This window comes from Dactylosporangium sp. NPDC000555 (genome assembly GCF_040300025.1).
In the GTDB taxonomy this organism is placed as follows: domain Bacteria; phylum Actinomycetota; class Actinomycetes; order Mycobacteriales; family Micromonosporaceae; genus Dactylosporangium.
On sequence record NZ_JBEPDB010000037.1, the window covers coordinates 35,882 to 50,630 of the forward strand.

General features: G+C 73.1%; 13 protein-coding genes and 1 tRNA gene. 7 read left to right on the top strand and 7 right to left on the bottom strand.

Going from position 1 to position 14,749, the window contains the following annotated elements; genetic code table 11:
* Window position 1: 1 nt before the first annotated feature.
* The 4 genes from ABT297_RS22330 to ABT297_RS22345 form a co-directional block, all read right to left on the bottom strand.
* On the bottom strand, window positions 2-1,111 hold the full coding sequence (locus ABT297_RS22330) for a branched-chain amino acid ABC transporter permease (protein ID WP_350552727.1): 1,110 nt from the start codon (window positions 1,109-1,111) through the stop codon (window positions 2-4).
* Complete coding sequence (locus ABT297_RS22335; protein WP_350552730.1) at window positions 1,108-2,073, bottom strand: branched-chain amino acid ABC transporter permease; 966 nt, start codon at window positions 2,071-2,073, stop codon at window positions 1,108-1,110. Before ABT297_RS22335 ends, ABT297_RS22330 begins: the two co-directional genes overlap by 4 nt.
* A 100-nt stretch (window positions 2,074-2,173) precedes the next feature.
* Window positions 2,174-3,346 (bottom strand): branched-chain amino acid ABC transporter substrate-binding protein, encoded by a 1,173-nt coding sequence (locus ABT297_RS22340; RefSeq protein ID WP_350552733.1) that lies wholly within the window; start codon window positions 3,344-3,346, stop codon window positions 2,174-2,176.
* A gap of 235 nt (window positions 3,347-3,581) precedes the next feature.
* Window positions 3,582-4,193, bottom strand: coding sequence for an ANTAR domain-containing response regulator (locus tag ABT297_RS22345; RefSeq protein ID WP_350552736.1), 612 nt, complete (start codon window positions 4,191-4,193; stop codon window positions 3,582-3,584).
* An 82-nt stretch (window positions 4,194-4,275) separates the two neighbouring features.
* Here ABT297_RS22345 and ABT297_RS22350 point away from each other — a divergent pair.
* A tRNA-Leu gene (locus ABT297_RS22350) sits at window positions 4,276-4,352 on the top strand.
* 63 nt (window positions 4,353-4,415) lie between these two features.
* Here the strand turns inward: ABT297_RS22350 and ABT297_RS22355 are convergent.
* Entirely contained in the window at window positions 4,416-5,234 is an 819-nt protein-coding gene (locus tag ABT297_RS22355) for a spermidine synthase (protein WP_350552739.1), read from the bottom strand.
* Between the two features lie 68 nt (window positions 5,235-5,302).
* On the opposite strand from ABT297_RS22355, the gene ABT297_RS22360 reads away from it, so the two are divergent.
* The 5 genes from ABT297_RS22360 (at window position 5,303) to ABT297_RS22380 (ending at window position 11,999) form a co-directional block, all read left to right on the top strand.
* Window positions 5,303-6,631 (top strand): sensor domain-containing phosphodiesterase, encoded by a 1,329-nt coding sequence (locus ABT297_RS22360; RefSeq protein WP_350552742.1) that lies wholly within the window; start codon window positions 5,303-5,305, stop codon window positions 6,629-6,631.
* Window positions 6,632-6,717: 86 nt separating this feature from the next.
* Complete coding sequence (locus tag ABT297_RS22365) at window positions 6,718-8,841, top strand: hypothetical protein (protein WP_350552745.1); 2,124 nt, start codon at window positions 6,718-6,720, stop codon at window positions 8,839-8,841.
* A gap of 60 nt (window positions 8,842-8,901) precedes the next feature.
* A complete protein-coding gene (locus ABT297_RS22370) occupies window positions 8,902-9,888 on the top strand; it encodes an aldo/keto reductase (protein WP_350552747.1) in 987 nt (328 codons plus the stop codon).
* Window positions 9,882-10,955 (top strand): carboxylate-amine ligase, encoded by a 1,074-nt coding sequence (locus ABT297_RS22375; protein WP_350552750.1) that lies wholly within the window; start codon window positions 9,882-9,884, stop codon window positions 10,953-10,955. Before ABT297_RS22370 ends, ABT297_RS22375 begins: the two co-directional genes overlap by 7 nt.
* Before the next feature lie 123 nt (window positions 10,956-11,078).
* A complete protein-coding gene (locus tag ABT297_RS22380; protein WP_350552753.1) occupies window positions 11,079-11,999 on the top strand; it encodes a TAXI family TRAP transporter solute-binding subunit in 921 nt (306 codons plus the stop codon).
* Window positions 12,000-12,001: 2 nt separating this feature from the next.
* On the opposite strand, the gene ABT297_RS22385 is transcribed toward ABT297_RS22380, so the two are convergent.
* On the bottom strand, window positions 12,002-13,378 hold the full coding sequence (locus tag ABT297_RS22385) for a sensor histidine kinase (protein WP_350552756.1): 1,377 nt from the start codon (window positions 13,376-13,378) through the stop codon (window positions 12,002-12,004).
* The gene (locus tag ABT297_RS22390; protein WP_350552759.1) at window positions 13,375-14,040 is read right to left on the bottom strand and encodes a response regulator transcription factor; all 666 of its coding nucleotides are present in this window, start codon (window positions 14,038-14,040) and stop codon (window positions 13,375-13,377) included. The genes ABT297_RS22385 and ABT297_RS22390 overlap by 4 nt, the downstream gene beginning before the upstream one ends.
* Window positions 14,041-14,137: 97 nt before the next feature.
* Between ABT297_RS22390 and ABT297_RS22395 the strand changes: the two genes are divergently transcribed.
* Complete coding sequence (locus ABT297_RS22395; protein ID WP_350552762.1) at window positions 14,138-14,737, top strand: hypothetical protein; 600 nt, start codon at window positions 14,138-14,140, stop codon at window positions 14,735-14,737.
* The last annotated feature ends 12 nt before the right edge of the window (window positions 14,738-14,749 follow it).

Consider the following 14,749-nt stretch of genomic DNA (forward strand, 5'->3'; position numbering starts at 1 on the left):
CTCACGCCTGCACCTCCTTCGCGCGGTCCTTGAGCTCCGCGGCGCGCCGGCGGCTGGGGATCAGCCCCTGCGGCCGGAAGATCATGATCAGGATGATCAGCAAACCGAAGAACAGGAAGCGGTACTCGAAGGCGTCCTTGCCGAACACCTCGACGTTGCGCAGCCGGTCCGGGATGTAGGAGATGAGCACGCCGCCGAGGATGGCGCCCGGGATGTTGCCCGAGCCACCCATGACGACGCCCGCCAGCACCAGGATCGAGAACAGCAGCTGGAAGGACGAGGAGTTCACGAAGCCGGGCTGACCGGCGAACAGCACGCCGCCGAAGCCGCCGATCGAGGCGCCGATGGCGAACGCCCACAGCTTGAACTTGATGGTGCGCACGCCCATGACCTCGGCGGCCTCCTCGTCCTCGCGGATCGCGAGCCAGGAGCGCCCGACCCGGCTGCGCTCGAGGTTCCGCGCGCCGATCACCACGAGGATGATGAGCGTGACGCCGAGCCAGAAGTACGGCGTGGCATCCATGATGGCGAAGATGGGCTTGCCGTCGGCGTACGTGCCAGGCGGGTGCGGCAGCTTGGAGAAGCCCCGGTCGCCGCGCAGGAACTCGGTGCTGTCCGCGGCCACGCGGATGATCTCGGCGAAGCCGAGCGTCACGATGGCCAGGTAGTCGCCGCGCAGCCGCAGGGTCGGCCAGCCCAGGACCAGGCCGCTGATCAGTGACAGCGCGATCGCGACCGGCACCGCGGCCAGCCACGACCATTTGGTTCCCAGCTGGCTGTCGGGAGAGGTCAGCACGGCCACGGTGAGCGCGCCGACGGCGAAGAAACCGACGTAGCCCAGGTCGAGCAGGCCGGCGAATCCGACGACCACGTTGAGGCCCAGGGCGAGCAGCACGTAGTACGACATGTTGAACAGGGCGGTGGGCCAGTCGATGCCGGCCGTGATGATCTGCGGCCCGACGACGGGGACCTGCCCGACGTACGGCAGCAGGTAGGCCAGCGCGGCGACGACGGCGAGCACCGCCCACCTGGCCGGCCGGGGCAGGTTCGCGTACCAGCCGCGCAGTGGATTGCGCAGCTCCCGCTTGGTCGCTCCGGTGGTCTCGCTCATGCTCGCGCCCTCCCCAACGACTCACCGAGCAGGCCGGTCGGGCGGAACAGCAGAATCAGGACGAGGGCGACGAACGCCACGGCGTCGTGCCACTGCGTGCCGAAGAACCCGGACCCGTAGTTCTCGACCAGGCCCAGGATCAGGCCGCCGAGCAGCGCGCCCCGCAGGTTGCCGATGCCGCCGAGGACCGCGGCGGTGAACGCCTTGATGCCGAGGTAGAAGCCGGCGTCGTAGCGGGTGGTGCCGATCTTCATCATGTACATCACCGCGGCGACCCCGGCCATCAGCCCGCCGAGCAGGAAGATCAGCGAGATGACCCGGTTCTTGTTCACGCCCATCAGCGCGGCGCTGTCCGGGTTCTGCGCGACCGCGCGGACGCCGCGGCCCAGCCGGGTGCGGTTGATGAACAGGTCGAGCGCGACCATCATCACCAGCGCGGTGACGATCAGGATCAGCTGCACGTTGGTCAGCGACATGTTGCCGATCCTGATCAGATCGTGTGGTTGCACGAAGATCGGGCTGCTGCGCACGCTGCGATCGGTCAGCACGCCGACGAGCTCGGACAGCACGGTTGAGGCGCCGATCGCGGTGATCAGGAAGACCAGTGGCGGCGCGTTCTTGCGCCGCAGAGGGCGGTAGGCGGTCAGCTCGACCACGACGGCCGTGCCGCCCGACGCGATCACCGCGGCCAGCAGGCCCACCAGCAGGTACAGCACGACGAAGCCGACTCCGTCGATGTGGGAGTTCTGGTCCAGGCCGAACGCGCTCCAGGTCAGCACCGCGCCGAAGGTGCCGACGATGAAGACCTCGGAGTGCGCGAAGTTGATCAGGCGCAGCACGCCGTAGACCAGGGTGTAGCCGAGTGCGAACAGGGCATAGATGGCGCCCTGGGCGAGCCCGGTGGTGGTCAGCTGTCCGAAGTCACGGAACAGGCTGCTGAAATGTTCGGAGAGGTAATGCAAGTACGACTCCCGGCTGGAAACGGTCGGTGCGGCCGGAATTCGATTCCGGCCGCACCGGTCGATCGACGTAGTGCGTTAGAAACGTGCCCAGCCGATCCGCTCAGCTCTTGGGAGTCTCGACGTCCGGGACGACCTCACCGTTGGTGACCTTGAAGGCCCAGACGATGATCTGCGCCGGGTCCAGCTCGCCCTTGTCCGTGAACTTGTAGGTGTTCGCGATGCCCTTGTAGTTCACGGTGCTCAGGTAGGTGATGAGCTTCTCCGCCGTGGTGTTGCCGGCGTCGATGCCCTGCAGGAAGATGTTCGCCGCGTCGTAGGCCACGTCGCTGTAGGTGCCGGCGTCGACGTTCCACTTCGCCTTGTAGTCGGCGACGAACGTGCCGCTCGCCTTGGAGGCCGGGGCGCACGGGCAGGTCAGGATCGTGCCCTCGGCGGCGTCGTTGCCGGCGGCCTTGATGTAGCCGGCGTCGTTGACACCGTCACCGGCGACCAGGACGCCCTTCCAGCCGGCACCGGTGAGCTGCTTGCGCAGCAGGCCGGCGTTCTGGTAGTAGCCGCCGTAGAAGAGCGCGGTGGCGCCGCTCGACGTGATCTTCGTGACGGTCGCCGAGAAGTCGTTCTGCTTGCCGTCCGCCTGGACCTTGTCGGTTTCGACGACCGCGGCGCCGAGCACCTTCTTGACCTGCTCCGCGAGGCCGGAACCGTACGCCGACTGGTCGTCGACGACGAAGACCTTCTCCGCCTTCAGGACCGACTTGATGTAGTTGCCGGCGGCCGGGCCCTGCGCGGTGTCGCTGGCGACGGCGCGGTGGAAGACCTTCCAGCCGTTGGCCGACAGCTTCGGCTGGGTCGCCGACGGAGTGATCAGCGGGATGCCGGCCTCTTCGAAGATCGGGTCGGCGGACTCCGACTCACCGGAGAACGCCGGGCCGATGACGCCGACGATCTTCTTGTTCTGGATCACCTGCCGGGCGAGACCGGGCGCGACGTCCGCGAGGCCCTGCGAGTCGAACTTCTTCAGGTTGACCTGGCAGTCCTTGTGCTTCTCGTTGTATTGGTTGACCGCGAGCTCGGCGCCCTGCGCGATGTTCACACCGAGGTTCGCCGACGAACCGGTCAGCGCGCCGAAAAACGCAAGCTCAAGGCCGCACTTGTCGCCCCCGCCCGATGAGCCGCTGGTGTTGTTGTTCGTGCTGTTGCACGCAGCTGCTCCGGCGAGCATGGCCGTAGCGGCTGCGATGCCACCTACCACGCGTACCAGTCGTTGCCTCAAGGCTTCGAACCCTCCTCCGTCGAAGACCTCGCGCTCGCACCCGCGGGTGAGCGGGACCACGCGGCGCAAGGGCCAAACCGTTGTCTGCGGCCTGCGGGCGGGACGTTATCCCACGTTCGGTCCGCGCGGTAGATTCTTCGATGGGGCGTTTATCCGACCGTTACCCAGTGCCGATTACCTGGGCCACGGCGATGTTCTTCGCCCTGGCGGGGGTCGTGCGTGTCGAAGGTTGCCGTTACATTTCCGCGGTGACCGAACCGTTACCTCCGCTGGTCTCCGCGATGATCCGGTCGGCCACTTCACGCATCGTCATGCGGTGGTCCATCGCCGTGCGCTGGATCCATTTGAAGGCCTGCGGCTCGTTCATGCCATACGTCGCCATCAGCTGACCCTTGGCCCGCTCGACGACCTTGCGGGTCTCCAGCCGCTCGGTGAGGGTGGCCACCTCGGACTCCAGGACCGACAGCTCCGCGTAGCGGGACACCGCGATCTCCACGGCCGGCACCAGGTCGCTCTTCTGGAACGGCTTGACCAGGTAGGCCATCGCCCCGGCGGCCCGCGCCCGCTCGACAAGGTCCCGCTGGCTGAACGCGGTGAGGATGACGACCGGCGCGATCCGCCCGCCGGCGATCTTCTCCGCCGCCGCGAGCCCGTCCATGATCGGCATCTTGATGTCCAGGATGACCAGATCGGGCTTGAGCTCCTCGGCGAGGCGCACGGCCGTCTCGCCGTCGCCGGCCTCGCCGACGACGTCGTAGCCCTCCTCGACGAGCATCTCCCGCAGGTCGAGACGGATGAGCGCCTCGTCTTCCGCGATGAGCACTCGACGGCTCTGTGCCTCGGCCACTGGCTCTCCCGATCCGATCCGACTCGTCCGACGGCGATTACCGTCGCGATCAGAGTAGTGGGTACCCTGGTGCGGCGTAGTTGTCCCGGTATCCCAATCGGCAGAGGAACGGAGCTCAAACCTCCGACAGTGTGGGTTCGAATCCCACCCGGGGCACCAAAGCCGGACCGTCGGCTGTGACATGTATCACACATCGGCCCTGATCCACGCGAGACGGATGCCTCACGGGTCGATGCGGACGGGCTCGACCCCCGCGGCCAGCAGGTCCAGGCCGGCGCCGCTGACGACCCGCGCCGGCTGCACGTCGCGGGCGGCGACCGCGGCCAGCCGGGCCAGCGGCAGCCGGTCGGCCCGCGCCGCGGCCGCGAAGACCACGTTGCCGAAGCGGCGGCCGCGCAGCAGGTCCGGGCGCACGATGAGGCACACGTCGACGAACGCGGTGCGCAGCGTCGCCGCCTGCGACCGGGAGAAGGCCAGCGGCGCGAGGTCGGCGACGTTGACCGCGTAGATTCCGTCCGGGTCCAGGAGCCGGGCCACCGACGCCGCGAACGTGACATCGGCGACGCTCTCGGGCATCTGCGCGGCCTCGTACACGTCGCCGATCACCAGGTCGTAGGCGGCCGGTTCGAGTTCGGCCACGGTCTCGCGGGCGTCGCCGAAGACGAGCTCGATCCCGGCCTGCGGCGGCAGCGGCAGCACCCGCTGGACGAACGCGGCCAGCCGGCGGTCGCGCTCCACCACCACCTGCGCGGAGCCGGGCCGGGTGGCGGCGACGTAGCGGGGCATCGTGAACGCCCCGCCGCCGAGGTGCAGCACCCGCAGCGGCTTCCCGGCCGGCGCGGCGGCGTCGACGATCGAGCCGAGGCGGCGGGTGTACTCGAAGGACAGGCGCGTCGGGTCGCGCATGTCGACGTACGACTGCTGCACCTCCTCGACGAGCAGCGTCCAGCCGCCCTTGCGCCGCGGGTCGCGCACCAGGCGGGCCGCGCCGAAGTCCCCGTCCTCGGCGATCCCGTCGATGATCTCCCGCCAGCTGCCCATGGGGGCACAACCTACCCCGAACGGGCGGAAACCCTCAGCCGGCGGCCGGGCGGGCCGAAAGAACGGACATGGAGGGCCACACCACCATCATCCGCACGATCGACGACGTGCTCGACCTCCGCGCGGTCACCACCGTCTTCCAGCCGATCGTCCGGCTCGACCCGTGGCAGCACGACCGGCGCGAGGTCGTCGGGTACGAGGCGCTGACCCGCGGCCCGGCCGGCACCCCGTGGGAGGAGCCGCTGCGGCTGTTCGAGGCGGCCGCCGAGCGGGGCCGCCTCGCCGAGCTCGACTGGGCCTGCCGGGCCGGCGCCTACCGGGCCGCGATCGACGCCGGGCTGCCGCCGGGGTTGACGCTGTTCGTCAACGCCGAGCCGGCCGCGCTGAGCGAGCCGTGCCCGCCCGACCTGGCGCCGGCGATCCTCGACGCCCAGCTGCGGCTGCGGGTCGTCACCGAGATGAGCGAGCGGGCCGTCGGCGGCGACCCGGCGGTGCCGCTCGCCGCGGCCGAGGCGTGCCGCGCCGCGGGCTGGGGCGTGGCGCTGGACGACGTCGGGGCGTGGCCCGGGTCGCTGTCGGTGCTGCCGTTCGTGCAGCCCGACGTGGTCAAGCTCGACCGGCACCTCACCCAGCAGCCCGGGGGCGTCTTCGCGGCCCGGGTGGTCAACGCCGTCGCCGCCTACGCCGAGCGCGCCGGCGCCGCGGTGCTCGCCGAGGGTATCGAGACCCGCGAGCACCTGGCCGCGGCGCTGGGCATGGGCGCCACGCTCGGCCAGGGCTGGCTGTTCGGCCGGCCCGGCCCCCTGCCGGACGACGTGGCCGGGCGCACCTGCTCGCTCGCCGTGCCTTTCGTCGCGCCGCCGGCCCCGAGCCCGGACGCGCGTCGCCCGGCCCGGGCCGGTCAGCCCGGCGCCCGATCGAGCCGGACCGGGCACAGCACCCCGTACGAGGTCGTCGCCGCGCGCCGGCCGACCGCCGAGGCGACCAAGCGCATGCTGCTGCCGCTGAGCCGCTGCCTGGAGGCGCAGGCGCTGGACCCGGCCGAGCCGCCGATGCTGCTCGCGTCGCTGCAGGAGGGCGGGCACTTCACGCCGGCGACCGCGCGCCGCTACGCCGCCGCCGCCGAGACCGCCGCGCTCGTCGCGGTGCTCGGCACCGAGCTGCCCGGGGTGCCGGCGCCCGGCGTGCGCGGCGTCGCGCTCGCGAGCGACGACGCGCTGCGTGGCGAGTGGAACGTCATCGTCGTCGGCCCGCACTTCGCCGGCGCCCTGGTTGCCCGGGACCTCGCCGACGCCGGCCCGGACGCCGGGCGCCGCTTCACCTACGCGCTGACCTACGACCGCGACCTCGTCCTGGACGCGGCCCGTGCGCTGCTGCACCGGATCGTGCCGGCGTAGGCGCGCGCCGCGGGCCACGCGCGGAAGTTTTAAGGCAGGTTTAGGCCGTTTGCCAGCGCGCGAGCGCGGGTGCCATGCTCCCAGCCATGTCCGAGGCCGGTCGGCGAGCCCGCACCGCTCTGCCCGCGGCCGCCCTGCTGGTCCTCGCCACCGGGGCGATGCTCGGGCTGTCCACACTGCTCGGGTTCGCGCCCCTGCCGGCGGCCTGGCGGATCGTGCTGACCCTGGTCGTGGCGCTGCTGCTGGCCCTGGCCGCCGCCGAGCAGGTGCGGGCCGCGCTCACCGACTGGCGGGGCGCGACCGCCGCCGAGTCCGGGGTGCACCGCCGCCGGCGTGCCGTCGTCGCTCAACCGCGCCCGGACCTGGACCGCACCGGTGAACACAGCGGATCCATCGCCACCGCGCCGCCGCCCCGCACGGCCGAGGAGCGCCGGCCGGAGCGCCCGAAGCTCCGGCGCCCGTCGTGGGTCCGGCTGGCCGCGACCGTCGCGGTCGCGCTGGTGCTCGCGGTCCTGCTGTGGGTACCCGAGCTGCCGGTGCACGGCCCCGCCCGCGCCGTGGCCACGTTCTTCCTCGGCTACGCCGCCTATGCCCTGCCGGTCCTGCCGCTGCTGCTCGCCCGGCCGCTGCCCCGGCTGCCGCGGGAGCCCTGGCCGTGGCGGATCCCGCTGGTGCCGGTCGCCGACCGCCGGCTGTGGTCGGGCCGCGAGCTGCGCACCCTCGGCACGGCGACGCTGTCCTTCCTGCGCGAGCGGGTGCTGACCCGGGCCACCGGCGTCGTGCTCGCCACGCTCGGCCTGCTGCAGCTGGTGCGCGGCAACCCTGGCGTGCTCGACGGCGGCACCTCCCGGGCCGGCGGCCTGGCCGGCTACCTGATCGCCGAGCCGCTGCGCCTGGTGCTGTCCGGCGGCGGGGCGATCGCGCTGCTCGGCGGGGTGCTCGCCGCGGCCGCCGCGGTCAGCGCCGCCTCGGCCGGGCGGGCCTGGGGCACCGTCGCCGGCTACGCCGCCCTCGCGGTCGCGGTCGCGGTGCCGCTGGGCGCGGTCGGCGCCGGGCACTGGCTGGGCTTCGAGCACTACCTGCGCACCGAGAACGGGCGGGTCGTGGTCGTCGCCGGGCTCGCGCCGACGCACCGGCAGGCGGTCCACGACACCGGCCTGACCGTCGACGGGCTGTCGCCGTCGCTGCGGCAGCTGTTCGCCGAAGGGCTCCCGGTCTCCGGCTACGCCGACGGCGAGCGCATCGCCAAGGCCCTCGCCGCGCCGTCGTCCTCGGCCGCCGACAGCTACGCCGGCGAGCAGTTCGAGCTGCGGACCGGCGAGTGCTTCGACTGGATCGGCGGCTCCTCGCAGCTGCGCTACGTGGCGCCGTGCAACGCCGCGCACGTCGGCGAGGTCACGTTCGTGGGGCACCTGCCGTTCACGGTGGACCCGGGCGCCAAGGCGGTCGCGGCCGCGTCCCGGGCCATGTGCGAGCAGTCCTACGGCGACTACCTCGGCGTACCGTACGGCCAGTCGTTCCTGCCGGTGGAGGCGCCGCTGCTGCCGCCCGGCGGCGACGGCGCGGACAAGGGCTGGCAGCCGCGGCCGGTCATCGCCTGCTGGCTCGGCTCGGTCGGCCCGTGGACGCTCAAGGGCACCAGGACGGTGGCGGCGCTGCAGCAGAAGGCCGCCTGGGGCCCCGCCGGCGGTTGCAAGATCGAGGTCCCGGACGCGCTGCGGATCACCGCCGAGCAGCCGGGCGTGCGCTGCCTCGCGCCGGGGCCCGAGCAGCGACTCAGCGTGCCGGGCGGCGGCTTCGCGATCGACCTGGAGTTCGCCGCGATCGGCAAGGCGGCCGGCGGGGCGCGGATCGGCGCCGGGTGCTACGACGGGGCGGACCTGAGCAACGGGTACAGCTTCGAGGTCACCGCCGACGGAATCATCGAGATCTACAAGCACGCCGGCGACCAGCACCCGAGGGTGGCCGCGTCGGCGAAGCCGAAGAACGCCGGGCCGCCCACGACGGCGTCGACGCCGCTGCAGGTGACGTGCAAGCCGGCCGCCGACGGCGGGGTCGAGCTGACCGCGTACTCCACCGGCAACCGCACGGCGACCTACGTGGACAAGGACCACCCGTACACGTCGCTGAGCCCCCGCCTGGTGCTGGCGAACGCGGGCACCGGCGGCGTGGTGATGACCACCATGATCTTCAACGCCACCCGGGTCTGAAACGAGCATTTGCCGGCGGCGGCCGACGGGAAGATCGGCCGCGGCCTTAGGGTGAACCCCATGCAGCAGAGGGCTCTGGGGCGCACCGGCGTCCCCGTCGGCGTCGTCGGGCTCGGCGCGTGGCAGCTCGGCGCCGACTGGGGACGGGTCGACGAGGACGAGGCGCTGGCGACGCTGATCGCCGCGCACGAGGCCGGCGTGACGTTCGTCGACACCGCGGACGTGTACGGCGACGGGCGCAGCGAGCGGCTCGTCGGGCAGTTCCTGCGGACACTGCCGCCGGCGGGGCGGGTCACCGTGGCCACCAAGATGGGGCGCCGGGTGCCGCAGGAGCCGGCGGCGTACAACCTCGCCAACTTCCGCGCCTGGAACGACCGCTCCCGGGCGAACCTCGGCGTCGACACGCTCGACCTGGTGCAGCTGCACTGCCCGCCGTCCGAGGTCTACCGCACCGACGAGGTCTTCGACGAGCTCGACGGCATGGTCGAGGAAGGGCGGATGAAGGCGTACGGCGTGAGCGTCGAGACCACCGCGGAGGCGCTCGCCGCGATCGCCCGCCCCAACGTGGCCAGCGTGCAGATCATCTTCAACATGCTGCGGCTCAAGCCGCTCGACGAGGTGCTGCCCGCGGCCGGGAAGGCCGGCGTCGGCATCATCGCCCGGGTGCCGCTGGCCAGCGGCCTGCTCTCCGGCCGCTACGACGAGCACACCACCTTCGGCGCCGACGACCACCGCACGTACAACCGCCACGGCGAGGCCTTCGACCAGGGCGAGACGTTCTCCGGCGTCGACTACGTCACCGGGCTGGAGGCGGTGCGCCGTCTCGCGGCGCTCAGGCCGGGCGGGATGACGATGACGCGGTTCGCGCTGCGCTGGATCATCGACCACCCGGCCGTCTCCGTCGTGATCCCCGGCGCCCGCCACGGCGAGCAGGCCCGCGCCAACGCCGGCGCGGCCGGGACGGCGCCGCTGACGCCCGAGACCCACGCCGCCGTCCGCGACGTCTACGACGAGCTGCTGCGGGGTTCGGTGCACGACCGATGGTGAATGTCGGCGACACGGTCGGCGTGGAGGAGGAGTTCCACGTCGTCGACGCCGGCACCGGAGCGCTGGAGCCGGCCGCGCGCCGGGTGCTGCGCGGCGCGGACGCCGAGCCCGAGCTGCACCGCTCGATGGTCGAGACCGCCAGCGGCGTGCAGACCGAGCTGTCCGCGCTGCGCGCCGACCTGCTCAAGAAGCGCCGCTCGCTGGTCGAGGCTTCCGGGCGCCTCGGCCTCGCGGTCGTCGCCGCCGGCAGCGTGCCGGGCTCGGGCAGCACGCCCAGCCGGGTGTACCCCGACGCGCGCTACGAGCGGATGGCGCTGGAGTACCGCCGGCTCGTCGACGAGCAGCAGGTGGCAGCGTGCCAGGTGCAGGTCGGCGTGCCCGACAAGGACCTCGCGGTGCGTATCACCCGCCGTATCCGCGAGTGGCTGCCGACGCTGCTCGCGCTCAGCGTGTCCTCGCCGTTCTTCGCCGGCCAGGACACCGGGTACGCCTCCTACCGCACGATCGTCACCTCGCGCTGGCCGACCGTCGGGCCGCCGCCCGACCTCGGTTCGGCCGCGGAGTACGACCAGGTCGTCGCCACGCTCGTGGAGAGCGGCGTGATCAGCGACGCCGGCATGGTGTACTTCGACGCCCGCCCGTCGGCGCGGTACCCGACGGTGGAGGTGCGCGTCGCCGACTCCTGCCCGCGCATCGACGACGTGGTGCTGCTCGCCTCGCTGGCTCGCGCCCTGGTCACCGTCGCCGCCGAGGAGGACGCCGCCGGGCGGCCGCTGCCCGAGACGCCGCAGGTCCTGCTGCGCGCGGCCACGTGGCGGGCGGCCCGCTCCGGCATCGGTGGCCACCTCGTCGACCCGGCCACCCGCACCGCCGTGCCGGCCGGGGTGCGCATCGACGCGCTGCTCACGCATGCCCGCCCCGCGCTGGAGGCCCGCGGCGAGTGGGAGACGGCGCTGGACCTGCTGGCCGACCTGCGGACGCGCGGCACGTCGGCGACCCGCCAGCGGCGAGCAGGCTCGCAGCGGGAGGCGGTGCTGGCCCTCGCCGAGGAGACGCGCCTGGGTTGACCGCTCGGCTTGACCGTCTGGATCGCCGGGGCACGGGGTGACTACTCTCCGCGGTATGGCGCACCACCACCGCGACGCCGTCACCAGCATCGGCGCCCCGCGCCCGCTGCCCGGCCGGGCCCCATGAGACGCCGTGCGCTGCTCGCCGCCCTGGCGACCGGGCCGTTGCTCACCGCGTGCGAGTCCGAGGGCGACGAGGCGACCGGCACGCTGCGCATCGCCACCGGCAGCCCCGGCGCCGTCTACTACCGCTACGGCACCGCCATCGCCGAGCTGGCCCGCCGCTTCCTGCCCAACGTGCACACCAGCGTGCTGTCCACCGCCGCCTCGCAGATCAACGTCGACTACCTGCTGGAGGACATCGCCGACGTGGCGTTCACCCAGGCCGACATCGCCGCCGGCAACGAGGCGAGCCACCCGAGGCACCTGGCCGCCCTGGCCCGGCTGTACGACGACTACATCCACGTCGTGGTCGGCGCCGGCGGCCCGATCGCGTCCTTCGACGACCTGCGCGGCCGCCGCGTCTCGGTCGGCGCGCAGGGCTCGGGCACCGCGATCACCGCCGACCGCGTCCTGCAGGTCATGGACATCACCGTCGAGCGGGCCCAGCTGGGCCTGGACGAATCGGTCAAGGCCCTGCGCGACGGCCGGGTCGACGCGTTCTTCTTCTCCGGCGGCCTGCCGGTCTCCGCGATCGCCGAGCTGGCCAAGCAGTTCCCGATCCGGCTGCTCAACCTCGCCGACTCGGTGCAGCCGCTGCGCCGCACCTACGGCAACTACTACGCCGAGCGCGTCGTGCCGTCCTCCACGTACGCCGGCATCACCGCGACGGTGGCGATCGGCATCGCCAACTATCTCGTGGTACGCCTGTCGATGAGCGAGCCGCTGGCGTACGGCGTCACGCGGCTGCTGTTCGAGGGCCGCGACGATCTGGCGAAGACTCACCAGGCCGCGGCGCGCCTGAACATCCGCTCGGCGATCTCCACCCCGCCGCTGCCCCTGCACCCCGGCGCGATCCGCTACTACCGCGCCCAGAAGGCCTGAGGTTACGGGGCGGCCGGGAACCACAGGCGGGCGTGCAGGCCCGTCGGGGTGTTGGGCAGCAGGTCGAGGCGGCCGCCCGAGGCCTCCACCAGCACGACGACGATCGGCAGGCCCAGGCCGCTGCCGTCGACGTTCTGCGCGTCGGGGGCACGCCAGAAGCGCACGGTGGCCAGCTCGCGCTGCTGCTCGGTGAGGCCCGGGCCCGTGTCGACGACGTGGAGCGCCACGCCGCCGTCGTCCGCCGACGGGCGTACCGTCACCGTCGTGCCGGGGCCGGAGAACTTCACCGCGTTGTCGATCAGCGCGTCCAGCGCCTGGTCGAGGGCGTTGCGCACGGCGCGGGCGCGCAGGGGGCGGGCCGGGCGGACGTACCGCAGCGTGACGGCCTTCCTCCCGGCCACCGGCTGCCACGCCACGACGCGCGCCCAGGCGGTCTCGCCGGCGTCGACGTCGACGAGGTCGAAGCGGCCGCGCTCGGCGCGGGCCAGGGTCAGCAGGCTGTCGAGCACGTCGCCCAGGCGATCGGCCTCCTCCAGCGCCAGCCGGTGGCCCTCGACCGCCTGCGGATCGGTGAGGTCGGCGCCGAGGTCCTCGACCCGCAGGCGCAGCGCGGTGAGCGGGTTACGCAGCTGGTGGCTCGCGTGCGAGACGAACGCGCGCTGCCGCTCCAGGGAGTCGGCGACGGTCGCGGCCATCTCGTTGAACGCGCTGCCGAGGCGGCGCAGCTCGGGCGGGCCGTCGGCGGCGGGGACGCGCGCGGCGTAGTCGCCGGCGGCGAGCTCGTGCGCGGCGGCGTCGAGCTCGGCGACCGGGCGCAGGGTCCAGCGCGCGAGCGACCACGCGGCCACGATGCCGGCGAAGAGGACCACGAGCCCGCCGCCGGCGAGGATGCTCCACGACGTGCCGACCCCGCCCGCGTTGCGGCGGATCGGCGAGACGAGCACGACGGCGCCGATGACCTCGCCGCCGCGGCCGACCGGCACCGCCACGACGAGCGGGTCGGTCCGCCACGGCCAGATGGTGCCGTCGTCGCTGGCCTCCCGCCCCTCGAGGGCCCGGTGGGCCTGGCGCAGCGCGTCGGCGGCGGCGAGCCGCAGGACGGGGTTGGAGGCGATGACCTCGTGGGCGTCCTGGTCCACGACGATGGCACCGACGCCGTACACGTCGTCGTAGCGGCTCAGCTCGGCGGCCAGCTCCGCGGTGTCGGAGGCGCGCAGCGCGGGCTCGGCGAGCGTGGCGAAACGGGTCGCGTCGGCGAGCCGGTCGGCGACGAGGCGCTGCGTGTCCCGGCCGGCGATGGTCGTGGCCAGCGGCACCTCGAGCGCCGCCAGCACCAGCAGGAGCAGCACGAGGTAGACGGCGCCGAGACGGACCCTCATGGCGCGAGGCGGTACCCCACGCCGCGGACGGTCTGCACCAGACCCGGCACGTCGAGCTTGGCCCGCAGCGATCCGACGTGCACGTCGAGCGTGTGCCGGCCGACGAAGCTGGTCTGCCACACCGCGAGAATCAGCCGGTCGTAGGAGACGACCACGCCGGGCGTGCGGGCCAGCACCGCGAGGATCTCGAACTCCTTGCGGGTCAGCGCCACCTCGCGCCCGCCGGACACGACCCGCCGGGCGGCCAGGTCGACGCTGACCGGACCGGCCGTGAGGACCTCGCTCGGCGGCGGCAGCGCCCGCGCGGCGCGGCGCAGCACGGCCTCGATGCGGGCGTTGAGCTCGGCCATCGAGTAGGGCTTGACGACGTAGTCGTCGGCGCCGGTCTGCAGCCCGGCGACCCGGTCGCGCTCCTCGGCGCGGGCCGTCACCGCGATGATGGCGACCGTCTGGTCCTTGCGCCGCAGCGTGCGGCACACCTCGATGCCGTCGCCGTCGGGCAGGTTGAGATCGAGCAGGATCAGGTCGAACGGCTCGCCGGCGAACGAGTCCAGCGCCGCCTGAGCCGTCGGGCAGTGCACGATCTCGTGCCCGCGCCGGCGCAGGGCCGCGGCCAGCGCCGCCGCCACCCGCGCGTCGTCCTCCACCAGCATCACCCGCATCGTGGGCCCATGGTACGGGAGCGCCACCTTCAAGAGTTCCTCAAGGAACGGCGCCGGTCGTTCCCGCGACACGGCCGCGATTGCCACGGTGTGCGGTATGGACATCGTGTCGAGCGGCGAGCGCTACCGCGCCTTGACCGTCGCCGCGTTCGAGGCGGCCGTGATGGTGCGATGTACCGGGGTGTGTGGTGGAGGAGGACGTGCCCGGGCACAGGGGGGCGCCCGGGCACGTTCCGTGCCGGCCCCGTCCGGGCCGCTGGCCGAGCTCAACCGCGCCGTGGCCGCGGACCGGCTGGCCGACCTGCTGAGCACCGCCGGCTTCGAGGCGAGCGTGCACCGCTACACGGCCGGCAACCGCCACCGATACGAGATCTTCCGCGTCTTCGCCGACGCCGACGCCGCGGTCTTCCTGAACCGGGCGTGGACGGAGGGCTATCTCGACCTGTGTGGCGCTCCGGCCGAGCCGCGCTCGACCCGCCGGGTCCGCCACTCGAGGCAGCTCGCCGAGGCGGCATGGCGCGGCCTGCTGATGGTGTCCGGCCCGGCCCGCAGCCGCTCCCCGGGCCTGCGCGTCGCCGACCTGGACACCGCGACCGTCATGATCCGCGCCGGCCGCATGCTGCGCCTGCCGGTGCGGATGAGCACCCGCCCGGGCGGCCAGCTGCTGCTGGTCATGCCGGAGACGACCGCCGCATAGGCGGGGCGCGGC

What these genes read in the sequence shown, in the direction of transcription:
- ABT297_RS22360 (WP_350552742.1), top strand. Translation starts at nt 5,303, where the DNA reads ATGGAGGGCCACACCACCATCATCCGCACGATCGACGACGTGCTCGAC.
- ABT297_RS22380 (WP_350552753.1), top strand. Translation starts at nt 11,079, where the DNA reads ATGAGACGCCGTGCGCTGCTCGCCGCCCTGGCGACCGGGCCGTTGCTC.
- ABT297_RS22355 (WP_350552739.1), bottom strand. Translation starts at nt 5,234, where the DNA reads ATGGGCAGCTGGCGGGAGATCATCGACGGGATCGCCGAGGACGGGGAC.
- ABT297_RS22375 (WP_350552750.1), top strand. Translation starts at nt 9,882, where the DNA reads ATGGTGAATGTCGGCGACACGGTCGGCGTGGAGGAGGAGTTCCACGTC.
- ABT297_RS22330 (WP_350552727.1), bottom strand. Translation starts at nt 1,111, where the DNA reads ATGAGCGAGACCACCGGAGCGACCAAGCGGGAGCTGCGCAATCCACTG.
- ABT297_RS22390 (WP_350552759.1), bottom strand. Translation starts at nt 14,040, where the DNA reads ATGCGGGTGATGCTGGTGGAGGACGACGCGCGGGTGGCGGCGGCGCTG.
- ABT297_RS22385 (WP_350552756.1), bottom strand. Translation starts at nt 13,378, where the DNA reads ATGAGGGTCCGTCTCGGCGCCGTCTACCTCGTGCTGCTCCTGCTGGTG.
- ABT297_RS22365 (WP_350552745.1), top strand. Translation starts at nt 6,718, where the DNA reads ATGTCCGAGGCCGGTCGGCGAGCCCGCACCGCTCTGCCCGCGGCCGCC.
- ABT297_RS22395 (WP_350552762.1), top strand. Translation starts at nt 14,138, where the DNA reads ATGGACATCGTGTCGAGCGGCGAGCGCTACCGCGCCTTGACCGTCGCC.
- ABT297_RS22370 (WP_350552747.1), top strand. Translation starts at nt 8,902, where the DNA reads ATGCAGCAGAGGGCTCTGGGGCGCACCGGCGTCCCCGTCGGCGTCGTC.